Consider the following 16,281-nt stretch of genomic DNA (forward strand, 5'->3'; position numbering starts at 1 on the left):
GTTCATCCTTCCCTGGTCCAGCCGTAGCGCTTGATCAGGGTCAGACAGATCCAGTCGAGCAGGAAGCCGACCGCGCCGATCACCACCACGATGGCGGCAAGGCGGTCGTATTCCAGGGTGTCGCGTGCGTCGTTGATGGCGTAGCCAAGGCCGCTGGTAACGCCGAGATATTCCGCCGGCACCAGCACCACCCAGGCGGTGCCAAGCGCCAGCCGTATGCCGGTGAGCACATCCTGCGCGGCGGCCGGCAGGATGATCTGCAGCAGCATCTGCCACGAGCGCGCACCGAGATTGCGCGCCACCTTGAACCAGGCCGGATCGATCTTGCGGATGCCGTTGGCGGTGGCAAAGGTGATCGGCCAGACGGCGGCGGCGAAGATCAGGAAGACGATGGCGCCCTCCCAGCTTGAGAAGCTCAGCACCGCAATCGGCATCCACGACAGCGGGCTGATCATGCGCAGGAACTGGAACGGCACATGGGTCAGGTTGCGCAGGGCCGCGATACGCCCGATGGCGATGCCCACGGGCACGCCGACGGCAATCGCCCAGGCCATGCCGCCCAGGATGCGCAGCAGGCTGGGCTGCATGGTGGACCACAGGCTGCCGCCAGAGATCAGCTTCCATAAACTCTTGAAGGCCGGGCCGGGCGCGAAGCCGGCGAAATTGGCGGTGGCCGGATTGCCGGCCACGATCCAGCCACCGATCCACCACAGGCCAAGCAGCAGCCCGATGCCGAGCGCTGCATTGCCCAGCGACGAAAGCCGCGACCGCAGGGCCGGCGACAGCCCCGGCCGTTTGCGTACCGCCGGCATGTCGAGCGCCAGGCTCACAGTGCGATGACCTCCTCGCGGGTGAAGGGATCGCTGCCGGTCGGCACGGTCGGATCCTTGCGCCAGTCGGGGAACTTGGCCAACGCCTGACGGATGAAGCGGTCGTCGACCAGATCTTTCGCAACGAAATCAGGGTCGAGGCCGCCGAGGAAGGTGGTGTCGCCCGACACCACGGTCTCGTTCATCGCCTTGACGATCAGTTTCGTGGCCGAGGCATAGGGGAAGCCGTTGAAATCGATGCGGCCATTTTTCCAGTCGGGATGTTTGATCGCCGGCGGCGCCGCATAGGTGCCGGTGTCATAGAGCGTCATGGCGCGTTCGACCACATCCTGCGGCACCGGCAGGTATTCCATGCCGTCGCGCGACAGCAGCTTGGCGACTTCCTTCTTGTTGGCACTGGCATAGACCTGCGCCTTCACCACGGCGTTGATCACCTTCTGCGTCCATTCGGACCGCTCCTTGGTGTCGGCCTCGTGCATGCAGACCACGCAGCAGGGATGGTTCTTCCATATGTCGCCGGTGAAGCGCAGCATCCTGGCGCCGGCACGCAGCTCGCCCAGGGCGTTGAAGGGCTCGGCAACGATGTAGGCGTCGATCTTCTTGGCCGCCAAGGCCGGCGGCATGTCGGGCGGCGCCATGACCTGCAGGTTGCATTCATCGGCCGCCAGAGGCTGACCCTGCTCCCTGATCACGGCCTTCACGCCATTCGCCCGCATGGCCATCTGCAGCACGATATTGTGCATGGAATACCAGTAGGGCACGGCGACCTGCTTGCCGCGCAGATCGGCGAAGCTGTCGATGCCGGCATCCTTGCCGACCACGATGGCCGAGCCGTTGGTATGCGCCCAGGCCATGATCTTGACGGGGAACTTGTTGTTGTAGCGCATCCAGACCGGGATCGGTTTCAGCAAATGCACCAGATTGAATTTCTGCGCGGCGAAACTTTCCACCAGCGACGACCATGAGCGGATCAGCGTCGGCTTCTCGGCGACCAGGCCTTCCTCCTTGAAGAAGCCCATGCCATGGGCCACCAGCAGGGCGGTGGCGTCAGTGATCGGCAGATAGCCGATGCGCACCACATCATCCTTCGGCTGCGCGAATGACAGGCCGGGCTTCAGCGCGCCCATCACGGCCAGGCCGCCGGCCGCCATCAGGTCGAGATAGCCGCGCCGCGTCAGACCGCCTTTCGCAGCACCGGCGCCATGGTCGATCAGGTTGCCGCTGTCACACTGCTCGCACATAGTTCGCCTCGTTTCTGGTCTGGGAAAGGTCGCTGTCGTTCTCGGCGCGCGGCAGGTGCTGCCCGGTGCTGCCCTCAAAGAGTTTCAGCAGCCGGTCGCGCTCGGCCAGCACGGCGGGGTCGCCACGATGGCGGTCCTCCGGCAGGTCGATGCGGGTGACCGCGGCGATGCAGCCCGGATTGGCATTCATCACCAGCGCGCAATCGGCCATCAGCACGGCTTCGTCGATATCGTGCGTCACCAGCACCAGCGTGATCTTGCGCTCGCGGCAGATACGGCGCACGTCGCGCTGCAAAGCTGCGCGCGTGAAGGCATCCAGCGCCGAGAAGGGTTCGTCGAGCAGCAGCACATCGGGCTGCGTGGCCAGCGAGCGGGCCAGCGCCACGCGCTGCTGCTGGCCGCCGGAAAGCTGCAGGGCCGGCGTGTCATAATGCTCGCCGAGCTGCACCAGCGTGAGGAGATCCTGCACGATGGCGCGGCGTTCGGCCGGCCTGACGCCGGCGAATTTCAGGCCCAGCGCCGCATTCTCGCCCACGCTCATCCATGGATAGAGCGAGGGCGACTGGAACATCATGTTCCATTTCGGCGACGGGCCGCGCACGATCTCGCCATCGATCAGCACCTGGCCCTCGGCAGGCTTGAGCAGCCCGGCGATGATATGCAGCAGGGTGGATTTGCCGCAGCCCGAGCGGCCGATCAGCGCCACGGCCTCGCAGGGCTGGATTTCGGCCTCGATGCCGCGCAGGGCCGGCTGGCCGCGGCGATACTGGTGGCCGATGCCCTGCAACCGGATATGCGCGCCGGGTTTATACATGGGGGTGGGGCCCCAGCAGGAATGCCGGCAAACTACGCAGGGTATGGCGCGCGGGGTGGATCATCCGGCTTTGCCCTTTCCGTATCACTCCAACAAGAATGATCGGTCTATCTACAGCAAGCTTGATGCCAAGTCATGTTTTTCAATGACTTAGTAGTTTCCTATATGCTCCAGCAGCCGCGTTTGACCGTAAAGGATGCAGTGCCGGCAGGCAGAGGCCGGAATCTTGGGCAATTCCACAGCTCTTATTGCGACTATCCGCCAAGCGGCACCTGGCTTATACAAAGGCCTAGACAGACCGATCCGTTCAGAGTCTTCTCGGAGCATCATGCCGCTGCAGCCCACCAGCCCCGAAACCGATGGTACTGCCCAGCCGACCGAACGGCTGCTGAGCACCGCCAAGCTGCTGTTCTGCCGCGACGGCATCCATGCCACCGGCATCGACCGCATCATCGCCGAGTCCGGCGTGGCGCGAATGACGCTGTACAACCGCTTCGGCTCGAAGGAAGGCCTGCTCTACGCCGTGCTGGAGCGTGAGGGCGAGGAATGGCGCGACTGGTTCTTCTCGGCCGTGGATGCGGCCGGCCGCACGCCGGCGCAGAAGCTGAAAGCGGTGTTCCCGGTTTTACGCAGCTGGTTCGAGCGCGAGGATTATTTCGGCTGCGCCTTCATCAATGCCGTGGCCGAGCATGACAAGGGCGAGACGCGGCTGCGCGGCCTGACGCTGAAGCATAAAGGCGCGGTGCTGGAGTTTTTCGGCCGCCTGGCGCGCGAGGCGGGCATCAATGCCCCCGATGCGCTGGCGCATCAGATCGGCCTTTTGATGGATGGCGCCATCGTCGCCGCGATGGTGACGCGGCAGCCGGCGATGGCCGATCACGCCGCGGCGGCAGCCGGCGCGATCCTCGACGCGGCCCTGCCGAAAGCGGCCTAGGCGGCTTCCTTCAAGGCGGCGGCCGGATCGATGCGGCCGTCATAGAGCGCACGGCCCAGGATGGCGCCGTCGATGGCCGCCCCTCTGGCGGCTTCCTGCTTGAGCGCGATCACATCCTCGATGCCGGCCAGGCCGCCCGAGGCGATCACCGGGATCGGCACGGCGCGCGCCATCGCCGCGGTGGCCGCGACATTCACGCCTTTCAACAGGCCATCGCGGTCGATATCGGTGTAGACGATGGCCGCCACGCCGGCATCGACGAATTTCTTCGCCAGGTCGATGGCATCCAGATCGCTGGCCTCGGCCCAGCCTTCCACCGCCACGCGGCCCGAACGGGCATCGATGCCGACGACGATCTTGCCCGGCCAGCGCTTTGCGGCGGCCTTCACCAGATCGGGATTGCGCACGGCAATGGTGCCAAGGATCACGCGGGTGATGCCGGCATCGAGCCAGCTTTCGATCGTGGCCTCGTCGCGGATGCCGCCGCCAAGCTGGATCGGCAGGGTCACCGCCTTGCGAATGGCGCGCACGGCGTCGGCATTGGCCGGCTTGCCGGCGAAGGCGCCGTCCAGGTCGACCAGATGCAGATAGCGAAAGCCCGCATCCTGCCATTGCCTTGCCTGCGCCGCCGGATCGCGGTTGAAGACCGTGACGCGGTTCATGTCGCCCTGCTGCAGGCGCACGCATTCGCCGTTCTTCAGATCGATGGCGGGATAAAGATTGAGCGCGGTCATTCGGCAACCAGAGCCTTGGTATAGAAATAGCCATCCACATAGACGCCATCGACGAAGGCATAATGCGCCTTGGTGCCCCAGCGTTTGTAGCCGGCCTGTTCGCAGAGCTGGATCGCTGCCGTCTGGGTGGCGCGGAAATCGAGATCGATCTGACGGAAGCCGGCCTCGCGCGCAGTATCCTCCACCACTTTCACCAGGCCGCGGGCCAAGCCATGGCCACGGGCCCAGGGCGCGATGAAGAAGGTGGTGAGGGTGGCGGAATGCGCCTGCGCCTCGTTGTTGGGCGGCGGGCGCAGCAACTGCGCCGAGCCGACGATCGCACCATCCAGCCGCGCCACGAACAGGTCGCGCTGCGGCATCAGCAGCACACCGCGCCAGTAGCTTTCCAGCACGCGGCGCGGCGGCACCTTCAACCAGCCGAAGCCATTGCCGTCGATGATCGCCTTCTCGGCCGCCTCGCACAATTCGTCGATCTCGTCGTCGCCAAGCGACGCCACCTTCTCGACCACCGCATTGGGTTTGATCTGCTGCAGCTTCACATTCATGGCCTGCTCATCCTCTGGCTTGCCGTTCATGGCCGCCACCGCAGGAAATTCGCCAGCAGGCGCAGGCCGGTGGCCTGGCTCTTCTCGGGATGGAACTGCGTGCCCACCATGTTGGCGCGGCCGATGGCCGCCACCACCGCGCCGCCATAGTCGGCCTCGGCCAGCACCACGGCCGGATCGCTGGGCCGCAAGTGATAGCTGTGCACGAAATAGGCATGATCGCCCGACGCGATGCCGGCCAGCACCGGATGCTGCGGCTGCAGCAGACGCAGCTGGTTCCAGCCCATGTGCGGCACCTTCAGCGCCGGATCGGCTGGCCGCAGCAATTCCACGGCACCGTCGATCCAGCCCAGGCCCTTATGCTCGCCATGCTCGCGGCCGACCGTAGCCATCAACTGCATCCCGACGCAGATGCCCAGGAACGGCTTGCCGCCCTTGATCACCTGCTCGTTCAGCGTCTCGATCATGCCAGGCAGGCTGCTCAGGCCCCGATAGCAATCGGCAAAGGCGCCCACGCCCGGCAGCACGATGGCATCGGCCGCGGCGACCGTTCTTGTGTCGGCGGTAACGGCAAGGTCAAGGGCGATGTTGTTTTCATCGGCGGCACGCTGGATCGCCTTGGCCGCCGACCGCAGGTTGCCCGAGCCGTAATCGATCAGGGACAGCTTCATCACACCAGCCTCGGAAACGCGTCGGTCTGCTGCGGCGGCAGGACCCGCGGTGCGGGGGCGGCGACCGGCTGGGCCGCCATCGCATGGCCGCGGATAAACCGTTCCTCGGCCTCGCGCGCATTATCGGCGCGCAGCACGCCCATGAAGCGCCAGCCGCGACGGGCCAGGGTCCAGCGCCGGTAATCCGCCGCCATGGCGCCGATCAGGAAGCTTGTCCCCAGCGCCAGCACCGTGGCGGCCGGTTCGGCGATATCGCCCAGTTCCAGCGCAACGCCCCAGACCAGGCTGAGTAGCAGATAGCCGGCCAGGCCGAGCCAGAGGCGATGGCGCAGCAGCCAGAGCGGCGGGAACAATGCCGCCCACCAGGAAAAGCTGCTGCCCACGGCCACGACCTGCGGATCGCCGCCGGTCTTGCCGGGGCGCTCATGCAAGGTGAAGAAACGCATGATTGCCCCGCTTTTACAGCGTGCCTTTGGTGGAGGGCACCGCATGCGGACTGCGCGGATCCAGCGTGAAGGCGGCGCGCAGGGCACGGGCGAGGCCCTTGTAGCAGGTCTCGACGATATGGTGGTTGTTCTCGCCGTAGAGATTCTCGACATGCAGCGTGATGCCGGCATTCTGCGCGAAGGCCTGGAACCACTCCTTGAACAGCTCGGTATCCATGTCGCCGAGTTTCGGCCGGGTGAAGTTCACCTTCCAGATCAGGTAGGGCCGGTTCGAGACATCGAGCGCAACGCGCGTCAGCGTCTCGTCCATCGGGATCAGGGCATCGCCGTAACGCTGGATGCCGGCGCGGTCGCCCAGCGCCTTGGCCACGGCCTGGCCGATCACGATGCCGGTATCTTCGGTCAGGTGATGGAAATCGATATGGATGTCGCCCTTGGCCTGCACCTCCAGGTCGATCAGGCTGTGGCGGGAAAGCTGTTCGAGCATATGGTCGAGGAAGCCCACCCCGGTGGCGATCCTGTAGACGCCGGTGCCATCGAGATCGAGCTTGACGGCAATCTCGGTTTCCTTGGTTTTCCGGGCAATGCTGGCCTGACGGGCGGCCATGGGCACTCTCCTTGCACTGATACGGCCTGGACTGGTACGGCCATGCGGCTCCGCAGCCGGAATACGCGGGAGGAACACGCAGACGGGCGCGGTATAGCAGGAACCGGCCGGTCAGGCTAGGCAGCTTGGGTCAGGTCAACGCCACCGTCTCGGGCGGGCGCAGGGGCGGTTCGGGCGCCGCATGGCGGGCCGCCATGTCAGCCAGCGCCAGGCGGTATTGCGACAGCCAAACCCCCAGCGCCGCCACCTCGTAAATCGGATGCCCGCGCAGGCGGCGTTCAATGGCCTCCAGATCCTGCAGCAGGGGCCGCAGGAGTCCCAGCTTGATCACCGGCGACAATTCGCTGAGGCAGCCAGCCGGCAGACCGGCGATCATGCGGTTGAACAGGCGGGTGAGACGCTCGCCGCGGCTTTCCGCCGGCTGGCCCGCAGGTGTGCGGGCGTCTCCGCGCATGACGGCCAGGCATTGCTGCAGATTCTGCAGGGTCACCAGCCATTGACCGGTGCGGCCGGGATTGTCGATCAGATCAAGCGGCATCGGCGTGGCCTGCATCAGGGCCAGAACCCGACGGAGCCGATCAGCCATGGCTTGGGCCTCAGCCGTCATCGCGCCTCTCGCCGGGCTGCTGCGGGGCAGGAGCGGGGCGCGAGGCGGGGCGGATGATCGCGACGGAAAAGTTTCCTTGATTCACCGTATTCATTAACCGTTTGGTTCGGTTGCAGCCTGTTACAGCGCTTGGGGTGGCTACCACTCGATATGCGAGCAAAAAATCCTTTGTTTACAGACCGCCGGACTCGCTTAACGAGTCCAGACTAACGTCATTACTCTTTTTTGGCGAGTGAAAAACCGAAAAAATACCGCTTTTATGATAGGTTTAAGAATGCTCTTGTATTCACCTGAAAGAATTAAACTAGAACTCTAAAGAAATCAATTCTTCCTGCATTTACCATGTCTTAGACGATGGTCGCAGCCCCGCGATCCTTCCTCGCCTCCACGCCATCGGGGAATCACGTTCAGGTGACGCGGAACCTGGCCAGCAGGCCGGCCAGAGCTTCCGCCTGGTTGGCCAGGGTCTGCGCCGAGGCATTGGTCTGCTCGACCAGGGCGCCGTTGCGCTGGGTCATCTCGTCCATGTTGACCACGGCCCCGTTCACTTCCTCCAGCCCGCGCGCCTGCTCCGCCGAGGCCGCCGCGATCTCGGCCACGATGTCCGACACCTTCTTGATCGCGGTCACGATCTCGCTCAGCGACGCGCCGGTCTGGTTCACCAGGGCCGCCCCGGTCTTGACCTGGGCATTCGAGTCCTGGATCAGCGCCTTGATGTCCTTCGACGCGTTGGCCGAGCGCTGCGCCAGGGCGCGCACCTCCTGCGCCACCACCGCAAAGCCCTTGCCCGCCTCGCCGGCGCGGGCCGCCTCCACACTGGCATTCAGCGCCAGCAGGTTGGTCTGGAAGGCGATCTCGTCGATCAGCGACACGATGTCGGAGATCTTGCGGGCGCTCTCCTCGATCTGCGTCACCGCCGAGACCGCCCGGCCCACCACGCCACCGCCCTTCTCCGCCGTGTCGCGGGCCGCCACCGCCAGCTGGTTCGCCGCCTGGGCATTGTCGGCATTCTGCTTCACCGTCGCCGTCACCTCGTGCATCGAGGCGGCCGTCTGCTCCAGCGCCGCCGCCTGGCTCTCCGTGCGCTGCGCCAGGTCCTGGCTGCCCGTCGAGATCTCCGCCGAGGCGTCGCGCACGGCATTGGCATTCTCGGCAATCTGTTTCATCGCGTCGGCAAGAGTGCTGCCCGCCGTGTTGACGTCGCCCTGCAGCTTGGCGAAGACGCCGCGATATTCGCCATCCACGCGCCGCGTCAGATCGCCGGCCGCCAGTCCGGACAGCACGCCGCCGACTGCGCCGATGGCGCCGCCGATGGCATCGAGCAGGCGATTGATGCCGTCGCCCAGACGAGCCGCCACGCCGCTGAGCGGGGCGGTGTCGATGCGCTGTTCCAGATTGCCATTGGCCGCGGCGGCAACGATTTCTCCAACCGCACGATCGAGCAGGGCATCCTGCTCGGTACGGCTGCGTTCCGCCGCCTGGCGTTCGGCTTCGACCGCATCGCGCAGGCGCTGGTTCTCCTCGCCATTCTGCTTGAACACCACAACGGCGGCGGCCATGCGGCCGATCTCGTCGCCGCGGTCCGCTCCCGGCACGCTGACCGCGTAATCGCCTTTTGCCAGAACGGCCATCGCCTCGGTCAATGCCGTCACCGGATTGGCGATGCTGCGGCCGATCAGCCACGCAAACAGCAGACCGATGGCAAAAGCCGCGAGCGAGACGATCAGAACAGTGAGCGAGGTGGCCATGAAAGCCGTGGCAGCGGCCTCACGCTCGGCAATCAGCAGGGCGGACTGGCCGGTCCTGATCTGCTCCAGCCGTTCGGTGATCTGCGCGATATCGGCCTCCATCTCCTGATAGACCAGGCGATTGATGTCGCCGGCCGCAGTGGCGGCATTCAGGATGCCGGCCTCGTATTGCTTGGCAAATTGCTCGGCTTCGGCAGCCAGTTTGAGCTGCTCCTCATTCTCGAGCTGATTCTTAAGATCGGTGATCATGTCGACGAAAACGCCGACCTTGCCGCGCGCCTCGGCCGCCATCGCCATATCGCCCTGGCCGACAAACCGCGTGGCGGCAATGCGTATCTCGGAGAAGGCATCCAGCACCAGGCCGGCCTCGGTGGCGGTGGCCAGCTTGTTCTGGCGGATCGCGGCGCGCACCAGCTGCATCAGGCTTTCGCGTGCGCGCGGACCATAGACTTCAAGCTGGCTGCCGTTGATTTCCTTCAGCATGTTGCGTGCGTCCAGCGCCAGCGAGAGGTTGCCGAACACCTTTTTCAGCAGGGGCTCGATTTCGCCGAACAATGCCTTGCGCTGCGGGTCGCGCGTCGTTTCCAGCATGGCGGCAAGCGTCTCTGTCATCTTCGGTTCCAGCCGGCGCGTGCCCAGCAGGCCGCGCGGATCGTCGCGCTCGATGAACAGCAGCAGATTGCGGCGCAGGTCGATCAGGTCGCGCTCGAATTCCTGCAGGCGCTGATTGTTGCTGGCGACCCGGTCATAAATCGAGAAGGCGTCGCCGCCGCGCTGGATGCCGACGATCGCCGCCGCCGCCACGATGGCCAGCAGCGCCAGTGCGATGGCAAAACCGATGGCGATGCGCAGCCGGATGCCCAGCCGCCCCAGCAGGGCGGCCAGATTTCCCCGGGCTGGATTTACCGGGGTTGGATTTACCGGGGTTGGATTATTTGGGGTCGGGTCCCCGTTCGGCTGATCGTGGTTGACGGGCTCGGCGGGCGTGTTGCCGGAAGCGGCAAATGAAACGGCCATAGGATTCTCCATGGGCGGCCGGCGGCGCCGGCCGGAATTGGGCGATCTGCTGGGGATGGATCAGGGATGGCGGGCGGCAACCGGGATGGCGGCAACCGGGGGGATGATGGCGGCCGGGATGGTGGCTGCGGCAGGGGAGAGAGCATCACGCATGTACAAAAACTCCTGGCACCGTTGCGCCGGCCGGGCAGCCGGGCTTGCGACACTGCGCCTCCAAACGGTGTTTCCTCCTGCCGGCACTACCCTCGCGATACGCCCGGTTGCGGTCAAGAGACCGGCCAGGCGAATGGGTTATCAAAATTTTACACCGGGGATGGCAGTTTCGCCGGACGGCGCGAAGGCGGCCGACGCCATGGTTGTCGCCGGGCTAAGCCATTCTCGCATAAAGCGGATTCCCGGACCGCCAAGATTGTGTAAGTGGCGGAAATATCCCCGATTTTGGAGCAAGCCTAAAGTTGCAACCGGGTAGCAGCGGCGCCCAAGTGGTGGTAAAAACACTACATTAATCGGGTGTACTGACTCACTTTGGATGGAGAAGTCGATGCGTAAACCGAACCCTTACGACGCGCATGTCGGGGCCCGGCTGCGCGCTTGCCGGACCTTGGCGGGTTTCAGCCAGGAGCGGCTCGGCGCCTCGGTGGGATTGAGCTTTCAGCAGATCCAGAAATACGAAAAGGGCCTGAACCGCATCGGCGCCAGCCGCCTGCAGCAGTTCGCCCAGATTCTGAACGTGCCGCCCTCGTATTTCTTCGAGGACATGCCAGGCATCGAGCAACAGCCCACGGCCCGTCCCGAACATGCGGTGGTGTCCGAGATCGAACAGGACAAGAGCCCGGTTTCGCGGCGTCAGGCGCTGGAACTGGTGCGCAACTTCGGCAAGATCACCGACCCGATGGTGCGCGACCGGATTTTCCAGCTGATCAAGGCGGCGGCAGCCTCCTATAGCGGCAAACCCGAGGGCGAAGACGAACAACCGGAGACGGTGCGGTCCTGATCGCCTCGGGTGATCGTTTCAACGCCTCCCATCGCTGACACTTGTATAAGCCGGGCCCGCAAAGGGCCCGGCTTTTTCATCCCTGCATTTCAATACTACCACAACCTGAAACATGCATTCCCCATGCAGGGGTAACCCCAAGTGTGTAGAGTCGCCTCCGTTACCACCCTGCAACGGAGGCATGCATGTCTATCCACTACCCGCGTCTTGGCCAGAAATCCCAGCGGCTTCTCGATCAGATCACTCTCAAGCATGGTCCACGCGAACAGCTTGGCCATTTCTTCCTGGCCGCCGACAAGGCCGCCCGCGATCGCGGCATCACGCTGGAACTCAGCGTCGATTTTGAGCTCCTGCGCGACGTAAACAAAATGAACTTGAAGCACTGGTACGGCCTGCCGCCGACTTTTGACTGCCACTACAGCGGCATCGATGCCAGCAAGGGATTTTGGCTGATTGGGCGCAACAGCGACGGTGAGATCATTAGCACGCAAGCAGCCCACTTGTTTGATCTGACCGAGAGCAATCTGGGCGAAGCCATTGAAAGCCTGAAACTGTTCTATGCAGATCCAGTCCGCATGCGCCACACCGGCGAAAGCTGCACCATCAGTGCGCCGAGCGCGACTCATATCAAAGGCCGCGTCGTCTATTCAGGATGTACCTGGATTCATCCTGATTATCGCCGGCGCCATATGGCTGTGATTCTGCCGCGTATCTCACGGGCATTGGCCTATACAAAATGGGATACGGATTACACTATCAGCTTTGTCAGCACCAAGCTGGTTGAAATGGGCGTTGCTGCTGCGTATGGCTATCAACGTGTTGAGCCAGCCATGGACTGGTATAATTCGCCGGTTGGCCCCCATTATCAGGGCACACTGGTTTGGATGCCTCAGGTTGAGATGCTGGCTGACATGACGCGCTTCGAAGCCCTGCTAGAAGAAGCAGAAGAAAAACAGCAGCGCAAAGCGAATACCACCGAGCAGCGGCAGTTTGCCAACTGAACTATGTAACTAAGCAGAAGGCTTCTCGACGCCCAATGGTATCGAGATGGTCGCATTGACCAGTGAACTGCCTGTAATGAGTCGCCTGCCGTCCGGCGTCCGCCAGCGTAAAATTACACGCTGATAGCGCCGGCGGCGGGGATCATGCCCATCTTGTTCAATAATGGCATCAACATCGTCGAGTACTGGATCGCCCGTCACCAAACAGTTCTTATATGTGGCTTCAATCCAACGCCCATAGGCTTTGTCAGGTTGATCGGTCAGCAGACGACCAATGCAGTTCTGAAAAGAGAAATCATCGTAAACGGTGAAGCCGGCACCACTGGTATTCACATACAGGTTGCCGTCGTTGGCCGGCTCGACATGAACCGTTCTATTAATCAGTCCGGTCTGCTTCAAATAACGCTCTACCGGCGGAGTATATTGGCCATCGACAAACCGCCAGAGCTCAAACAAGCCTGCTAGGTCGCGATGGGTATGGTGCGCCCAGTCGCGTGGCTCATGGGGCTTCCGGATGAACAGATCCCGCATGCGGGGTTCGCGCAGGAAGGCGAGTTCGTCCATGCGCGCCAGCAGGGGCTCGGCATCCACATAGGCTTCCTCGAGCCAGCCGCTGGCAAAATAGACCAGGCCGACCGGCTTGTCCTTCACCGCCTTGCGCAGATAGGGCTTGAGCGAGTCGAGGCAGAAGCGGCTGAGCATGCCGGCGCGAAACTGCAGGAACGTGACGTTCGGCTGCACCAGCAGCCAGACATAGCCGAGGTTACGCGCGGCATAAGACGGCATGTCGAAATCGGGGTCGGGATAACCGAGACGCTCGGCCAGGTTCGCAGACGGCCAGCGCCACCAGTTTCCGTTCGGATCAATGAGATAATTCATGCATTCCCCCCGGCCGCGACCATCAGCCGATGTGGATAAAAGTCTAGGATAGGGCTCGGCGGGAGTCGAGGGGGCGACCTACACCCGTACTCGCCTCCCGACCAAAGCCGCATAGACCGCCGGTTGCAGACCGCCGTCCCGGCAACGCCTGGCGGCGGGCGGCGGCTTGCATGCATGACCCTGCCTCCCTACATGATAGGGCATTCCAATGCCTGAGGTTTTCCCGTCATGAGCAGCGACGACCGCGTGCCAACCTGGCACGGCACCACCATCCTTGCCGTCCGCAAGGGCAGCCAGGTGGTCCTGGCCGGCGACGGCCAGGTCAGCCTGGGCCAGACCGTAATCAAGTCGAATGCCCGCAAGGTGCGCCGCATCGGCGACGGCTCGATCCTGGCCGGTTTTGCCGGCGCCACGGCCGACGCCTTCACCCTGTTCGAACGGCTGGAGGCCAAGCTGGAACGCCATCCCGGCCAGCTCGCCCGCGCCTGCGTCGAACTGGCCAAGGACTGGCGCACCGACCGCTACCTCCGCCGGCTGGAAGCCATGATGGCTGTGGCCGACAAATCGGTGTCGCTGGTACTGACCGGCACGGGCGACGTGCTGGAACCCGAAGACGGCCTGATCGGCATCGGCTCGGGCGGCAATTACGCGCTGGCCGCCGCCCGCGCGCTGATCGACCGGCCCGACATGGACGCCGAGCAGATCGCCAAACGCAGCCTGGAAATCGCCGCCGACATCTGCGTCTACACCAACCGCAACATCATCATCGAAACCCTGTCATGACCTCGTTCTCGCCGCGCGAAATCGTTTCCGAACTCGACCGCTACATCGTCGGCCAGCACGAGGCCAAGAAGGCCGTCGCCGTGGCCCTGCGCAACCGCTGGCGCCGCCAGCAGCTGCCCGATGCCCTGCGCGACGAGGTGCTGCCGAAAAACATTCTGATGATCGGCCCGACCGGCGTGGGCAAGACCGAGATTTCGCGCCGCCTGGCCAAGCTGGCCAATGCGCCCTTCCTGAAGGTGGAAGCCACCAAGTTCACCGAGGTCGGGTATGTCGGCCGCGATGTCGAGCAGATCGTGCGCGACCTGCTGGACAGCGCCGTGACCATGACGCGCGAGCGCAAGCGCAAGGAAGTGGCGGCGCGCGCCGAACTTTCGGCGGAAGAACGCCTGCTGGATGCCCTGGTGGGCGACAAGGCCAGCGTCGAGACGCGGCAGAAATTCCGCAAGATGCTGCGCGAGGGCGAGCTGGACAAGCGCGAGATCGAGATCGAGCTGAAGGATGCCGGCAGCAGCGGCATGCCGATGTTCGAGATTCCCGGCATGCCGGGCGCGCAGATGGGCATGGCCAACCTGCAGGACATGCTGGGCAAGGCCTTCGGCGGGTTGCGCGGCAAGCCGCGCAAGACCAGCGTGGGCGAGGCGATGAAGGCGCTGATCCAAGAGGAAAGCGACAAGCTGCTGGACCAGGACAACCTGGTCAAGGAAGCCATCACGTCGGTGGAGCAGAACGGCATCGTCTTCATCGACGAGATCGACAAGATCTGCGCCCGCAGCGAATACCGCGGCGGCGGCGACGTGTCACGCGAGGGCGTGCAGCGCGACCTGCTGCCGCTGATCGAGGGCACGGTCGTCAACACCAAGCATGGCACGGTGAAGACCGACCATATCCTGTTCATCGCCTCGGGCGCCTTTTCGATCGCCAAGCCGAGCGACCTGCTGCCGGAATTGCAGGGCCGCCTGCCGATCCGCGTGGAGCTGAAGGGCCTGACGCGCGAGGATTTCAAGCGCATCCTGACCGAGCCAGAGGCCAGCCTGCTGAAGCAGTATGTCGCCCTGCTGGGCACCGAGCAGGTGACGCTGCATTTCACCGACGATGCCATCGACGCGCTGGCGCAGATCGCGGCCGAGGTGAACGAGGGCGTGGAAAATATCGGCGCCCGCCGCCTGCACACCATCCTGGAACGCGTGCTGGAAGAGATCAGCTATACGGCGGCCGACCATTCCGGCCAGACCGTCACCATCGATGCGGCCTATGTGAAGGCCCGCATCGGCGACCTGGCGAAAAACGCCGACCTGAGCAAATTTATTCTCTAACCGGCCTTCCGCGCCGCGCGCCGCCGCGCCAGATCACGCTGCTGACGCAAACGGCGCCAATACATCCAGGCGCCGCTGAAGACCAGCGTGGTCAGGCCGCAGCCGAATACGAACCACACCAGCCGCGAGGCCGTGCCGGCGAAATCGCCGAAATGCAGTGGATTGGCGGTTTCGTTCCAGCGATAGAGCAAGGCGCGGTCGGTGATGCGGTCAATCCGCAGGACGCCACCACTGGCGGGATCGAGCCAGACCTTGTTGGCGCGGTCGCGCACCAGCCAGTGGCCGGCCTGACCATCCAGCCGCAGGGCCTCACCAGACCTGCGGGGTGGATAGATCGCCATGACCCGGAAGTCAGGCCAGACAATGCCGGCCTGACGCAGCCCATCATCCAGCGGGACGGCCGGTCCTGACGTGACGGCGCGTACCGGCTCGGGCTCCAGCGGCAGGCCGGCATCCAGCAGGGCACGTTCCGCAAAATACCATGTTGCGGTGAGTCCGATGGCTGCGACGAACCACAGCGACCAGCCGGCGATGAGCCGGTGCAGATCGTTGAACAGGATTGCGCGGCCCTGGCCCAGCCGCAGGCGCAGCATACCCCGCCAGAAGCGCGGCTGCATGATCAGGCCGCTGATCAGCAAAAGCAGAAGCACCAGGCCGAATGGCGTGGCGAGATACACACCGATATTGATGCCGTCGAAATTGGGCAGATAGAACTGGCGGTGGATCTGCCGCAGCGTGGCATGGATGGTGGCGCGGTTGCGCTCGCCGGTCACCACGGCACGATATGGATCGACATAGATCAGCCGCGCCTGGCCCTGCGGGTTCAGAACTCGCACTTCGGCGGCGAACCACGCCCCCTGCGGCGCGCTGAGGCGCTGGATTTTCCAGCCGGGATAGGCGGTGTGGATCGCGGCTGCCATTTCTCCCCAGCTTGCATGCCGCTCGCCGGGCGCGACGCGCAGGGCCGGGTCAGACAGCCAGTCAAGCTCATGGCCGATGCTGGTGAGGGTGCCCGAGAGGCAAAGAAAGCCGAGCACAAGACAGAGATAAAAACCCAGCAGGCTATGCAGCCGGTGCATGGCCTGTGCACCAAACCACCCGCCGCGTCGCGCTGTGG

17 protein-coding genes are annotated in these 16,281 nt (G+C 64.2%); 5 read left to right on the forward strand and 12 right to left on the reverse strand.

Going from position 1 to position 16,281, the window contains the following annotated elements; all coding sequences use genetic code 11:
• Window positions 1–2: 2 nt before the first annotated feature.
• Genes ACK4FK_RS13225 through ACK4FK_RS13235 form a run of 3 tightly spaced genes read right to left on the reverse strand, consistent with a single transcriptional unit; the run spans window position 3 to window position 2,885 of the window.
• Window positions 3–830, reverse strand: coding sequence for an ABC transporter permease (locus ACK4FK_RS13225; protein ID WP_409745433.1), 828 nt, complete (start codon window positions 828–830; stop codon window positions 3–5).
• Entirely contained in the window at window positions 827–2,071 is a 1,245-nt protein-coding gene (locus tag ACK4FK_RS13230) for an ABC transporter substrate-binding protein (RefSeq protein ID WP_409745434.1), read from the reverse strand. The genes ACK4FK_RS13225 and ACK4FK_RS13230 overlap by 4 nt, the downstream gene beginning before the upstream one ends.
• The gene (locus ACK4FK_RS13235; RefSeq protein ID WP_409745435.1) at window positions 2,055–2,885 is read right to left on the reverse strand and encodes an ABC transporter ATP-binding protein; all 831 of its coding nucleotides are present in this window, start codon (window positions 2,883–2,885) and stop codon (window positions 2,055–2,057) included. Before ACK4FK_RS13235 ends, ACK4FK_RS13230 begins: the two co-directional genes overlap by 17 nt.
• Before the next feature lie 328 nt (window positions 2,886–3,213).
• Here ACK4FK_RS13235 and ACK4FK_RS13240 point away from each other — a divergent pair, with 328 nt between their 5' ends.
• Window positions 3,214–3,819 carry a TetR/AcrR family transcriptional regulator gene (locus tag ACK4FK_RS13240; protein ID WP_409745436.1) on the forward strand — a complete coding sequence of 202 codons (606 nt, stop codon included), beginning with the start codon at window positions 3,214–3,216 and terminating at the stop codon, window positions 3,817–3,819.
• Here the strand turns inward: ACK4FK_RS13240 and hisA are convergent.
• The 7 genes from hisA to ACK4FK_RS13275 form a co-directional block, all read right to left on the reverse strand.
• Entirely contained in the window at window positions 3,816–4,553 is a 738-nt protein-coding gene (gene hisA, locus ACK4FK_RS13245; RefSeq protein WP_409745437.1) for a 1-(5-phosphoribosyl)-5-[(5-phosphoribosylamino)methylideneamino]imidazole-4-carboxamide isomerase, read from the reverse strand. The genes ACK4FK_RS13240 and hisA overlap by 4 nt on opposite strands.
• A complete protein-coding gene (locus tag ACK4FK_RS13250; protein WP_409745438.1) occupies window positions 4,550–5,128 on the reverse strand; it encodes an N-acetyltransferase family protein in 579 nt (192 codons plus the stop codon). The genes hisA and ACK4FK_RS13250 overlap by 4 nt, the downstream gene beginning before the upstream one ends.
• The gene (gene hisH / locus ACK4FK_RS13255; protein ID WP_409745439.1) at window positions 5,125–5,769 is read right to left on the reverse strand and encodes an imidazole glycerol phosphate synthase subunit HisH; all 645 of its coding nucleotides are present in this window, start codon (window positions 5,767–5,769) and stop codon (window positions 5,125–5,127) included. Before hisH ends, ACK4FK_RS13250 begins: the two co-directional genes overlap by 4 nt.
• On the reverse strand, window positions 5,769–6,215 hold the full coding sequence (locus tag ACK4FK_RS13260) for a DUF2628 domain-containing protein (RefSeq protein WP_409745440.1): 447 nt from the start codon (window positions 6,213–6,215) through the stop codon (window positions 5,769–5,771). The genes hisH and ACK4FK_RS13260 overlap by 1 nt, the downstream gene beginning before the upstream one ends.
• Window positions 6,216–6,228: 13 nt before the next feature.
• A complete protein-coding gene (hisB, locus tag ACK4FK_RS13265; RefSeq protein WP_409745441.1) occupies window positions 6,229–6,822 on the reverse strand; it encodes an imidazoleglycerol-phosphate dehydratase HisB in 594 nt (197 codons plus the stop codon).
• Between the two features lie 130 nt (window positions 6,823–6,952).
• Window positions 6,953–7,408 (reverse strand): hypothetical protein, encoded by a 456-nt coding sequence (locus tag ACK4FK_RS13270; protein WP_409745442.1) that lies wholly within the window; start codon window positions 7,406–7,408, stop codon window positions 6,953–6,955.
• Between the two features lie 428 nt (window positions 7,409–7,836).
• Complete coding sequence (locus tag ACK4FK_RS13275; protein ID WP_409745443.1) at window positions 7,837–10,194, reverse strand: methyl-accepting chemotaxis protein; 2,358 nt, start codon at window positions 10,192–10,194, stop codon at window positions 7,837–7,839.
• A 541-nt stretch (window positions 10,195–10,735) separates the two neighbouring features.
• On the opposite strand from ACK4FK_RS13275, the gene ACK4FK_RS13280 reads away from it, so the two are divergent.
• Together ACK4FK_RS13280 and ACK4FK_RS13285 are read left to right on the forward strand one after the other, a co-directional pair.
• Window positions 10,736–11,188: a helix-turn-helix domain-containing protein gene (locus ACK4FK_RS13280; protein ID WP_409745444.1), complete on the forward strand. Its 453-nt coding sequence runs from the start codon at window positions 10,736–10,738 to the stop codon at window positions 11,186–11,188.
• Window positions 11,189–11,373: 185 nt separating this feature from the next.
• The gene (locus ACK4FK_RS13285) at window positions 11,374–12,189 is read left to right on the forward strand and encodes a hypothetical protein (RefSeq protein WP_409745445.1); all 816 of its coding nucleotides are present in this window, start codon (window positions 11,374–11,376) and stop codon (window positions 12,187–12,189) included.
• Between the two features lie 9 nt (window positions 12,190–12,198).
• Here ACK4FK_RS13285 and ACK4FK_RS13290 read toward each other — a convergent pair whose 3' ends face one another.
• The gene (locus tag ACK4FK_RS13290) at window positions 12,199–13,068 is read right to left on the reverse strand and encodes a hypothetical protein (RefSeq protein ID WP_409745446.1); all 870 of its coding nucleotides are present in this window, start codon (window positions 13,066–13,068) and stop codon (window positions 12,199–12,201) included.
• A gap of 228 nt (window positions 13,069–13,296) precedes the next feature.
• On the opposite strand from ACK4FK_RS13290, the gene hslV reads away from it, so the two are divergent.
• Together hslV and hslU are read left to right on the forward strand one after the other, a co-directional pair.
• Complete coding sequence (gene hslV / locus ACK4FK_RS13295) at window positions 13,297–13,851, forward strand: ATP-dependent protease subunit HslV (RefSeq protein ID WP_409745447.1); 555 nt, start codon at window positions 13,297–13,299, stop codon at window positions 13,849–13,851.
• On the forward strand, window positions 13,848–15,164 hold the full coding sequence (gene hslU, locus ACK4FK_RS13300; RefSeq protein ID WP_409745448.1) for an ATP-dependent protease ATPase subunit HslU: 1,317 nt from the start codon (window positions 13,848–13,850) through the stop codon (window positions 15,162–15,164). Before hslV ends, hslU begins: the two co-directional genes overlap by 4 nt.
• On the opposite strand, the gene ACK4FK_RS13305 is transcribed toward hslU, so the two are convergent.
• Entirely contained in the window at window positions 15,161–16,243 is a 1,083-nt protein-coding gene (locus tag ACK4FK_RS13305; protein ID WP_409745449.1) for a PepSY-associated TM helix domain-containing protein, read from the reverse strand. The genes hslU and ACK4FK_RS13305 overlap by 4 nt on opposite strands.
• Between the last annotated feature and the right edge of the window lie 38 nt (window positions 16,244–16,281).

Origin of the sequence: Ferrovibrio sp. (genome assembly GCF_046297895.1) — a bacterium.
Classification (GTDB): domain Bacteria; phylum Pseudomonadota; class Alphaproteobacteria; order Ferrovibrionales; family Ferrovibrionaceae; genus Ferrovibrio.

What these genes read in the sequence shown, in the direction of transcription:
- ACK4FK_RS13230 (WP_409745434.1), bottom strand. Translation starts at nt 2,071, where the DNA reads ATGTGCGAGCAGTGTGACAGCGGCAACCTGATCGACCATGGCGCCGGT.
- ACK4FK_RS13235 (WP_409745435.1), bottom strand. Translation starts at nt 2,885, where the DNA reads ATGTATAAACCCGGCGCGCATATCCGGTTGCAGGGCATCGGCCACCAG.
- ACK4FK_RS13240 (WP_409745436.1), top strand. Translation starts at nt 3,214, where the DNA reads ATGCCGCTGCAGCCCACCAGCCCCGAAACCGATGGTACTGCCCAGCCG.
- hisA (WP_409745437.1), bottom strand. Translation starts at nt 4,553, where the DNA reads ATGACCGCGCTCAATCTTTATCCCGCCATCGATCTGAAGAACGGCGAA.
- ACK4FK_RS13250 (WP_409745438.1), bottom strand. Translation starts at nt 5,128, where the DNA reads ATGAACGGCAAGCCAGAGGATGAGCAGGCCATGAATGTGAAGCTGCAG.
- hisH (WP_409745439.1), bottom strand. Translation starts at nt 5,769, where the DNA reads ATGAAGCTGTCCCTGATCGATTACGGCTCGGGCAACCTGCGGTCGGCG.
- ACK4FK_RS13260 (WP_409745440.1), bottom strand. Translation starts at nt 6,215, where the DNA reads ATGCGTTTCTTCACCTTGCATGAGCGCCCCGGCAAGACCGGCGGCGAT.
- hisB (WP_409745441.1), bottom strand. Translation starts at nt 6,822, where the DNA reads ATGGCCGCCCGTCAGGCCAGCATTGCCCGGAAAACCAAGGAAACCGAG.
- ACK4FK_RS13270 (WP_409745442.1), bottom strand. Translation starts at nt 7,408, where the DNA reads ATGGCTGATCGGCTCCGTCGGGTTCTGGCCCTGATGCAGGCCACGCCG.
- ACK4FK_RS13275 (WP_409745443.1), bottom strand. Translation starts at nt 10,194, where the DNA reads ATGGCCGTTTCATTTGCCGCTTCCGGCAACACGCCCGCCGAGCCCGTC.
- ACK4FK_RS13280 (WP_409745444.1), top strand. Translation starts at nt 10,736, where the DNA reads ATGCGTAAACCGAACCCTTACGACGCGCATGTCGGGGCCCGGCTGCGC.
- ACK4FK_RS13285 (WP_409745445.1), top strand. Translation starts at nt 11,374, where the DNA reads ATGTCTATCCACTACCCGCGTCTTGGCCAGAAATCCCAGCGGCTTCTC.
- ACK4FK_RS13290 (WP_409745446.1), bottom strand. Translation starts at nt 13,068, where the DNA reads ATGAATTATCTCATTGATCCGAACGGAAACTGGTGGCGCTGGCCGTCT.
- hslV (WP_409745447.1), top strand. Translation starts at nt 13,297, where the DNA reads ATGAGCAGCGACGACCGCGTGCCAACCTGGCACGGCACCACCATCCTT.
- hslU (WP_409745448.1), top strand. Translation starts at nt 13,848, where the DNA reads ATGACCTCGTTCTCGCCGCGCGAAATCGTTTCCGAACTCGACCGCTAC.
- ACK4FK_RS13305 (WP_409745449.1), bottom strand. Translation starts at nt 16,243, where the DNA reads ATGCACCGGCTGCATAGCCTGCTGGGTTTTTATCTCTGTCTTGTGCTC.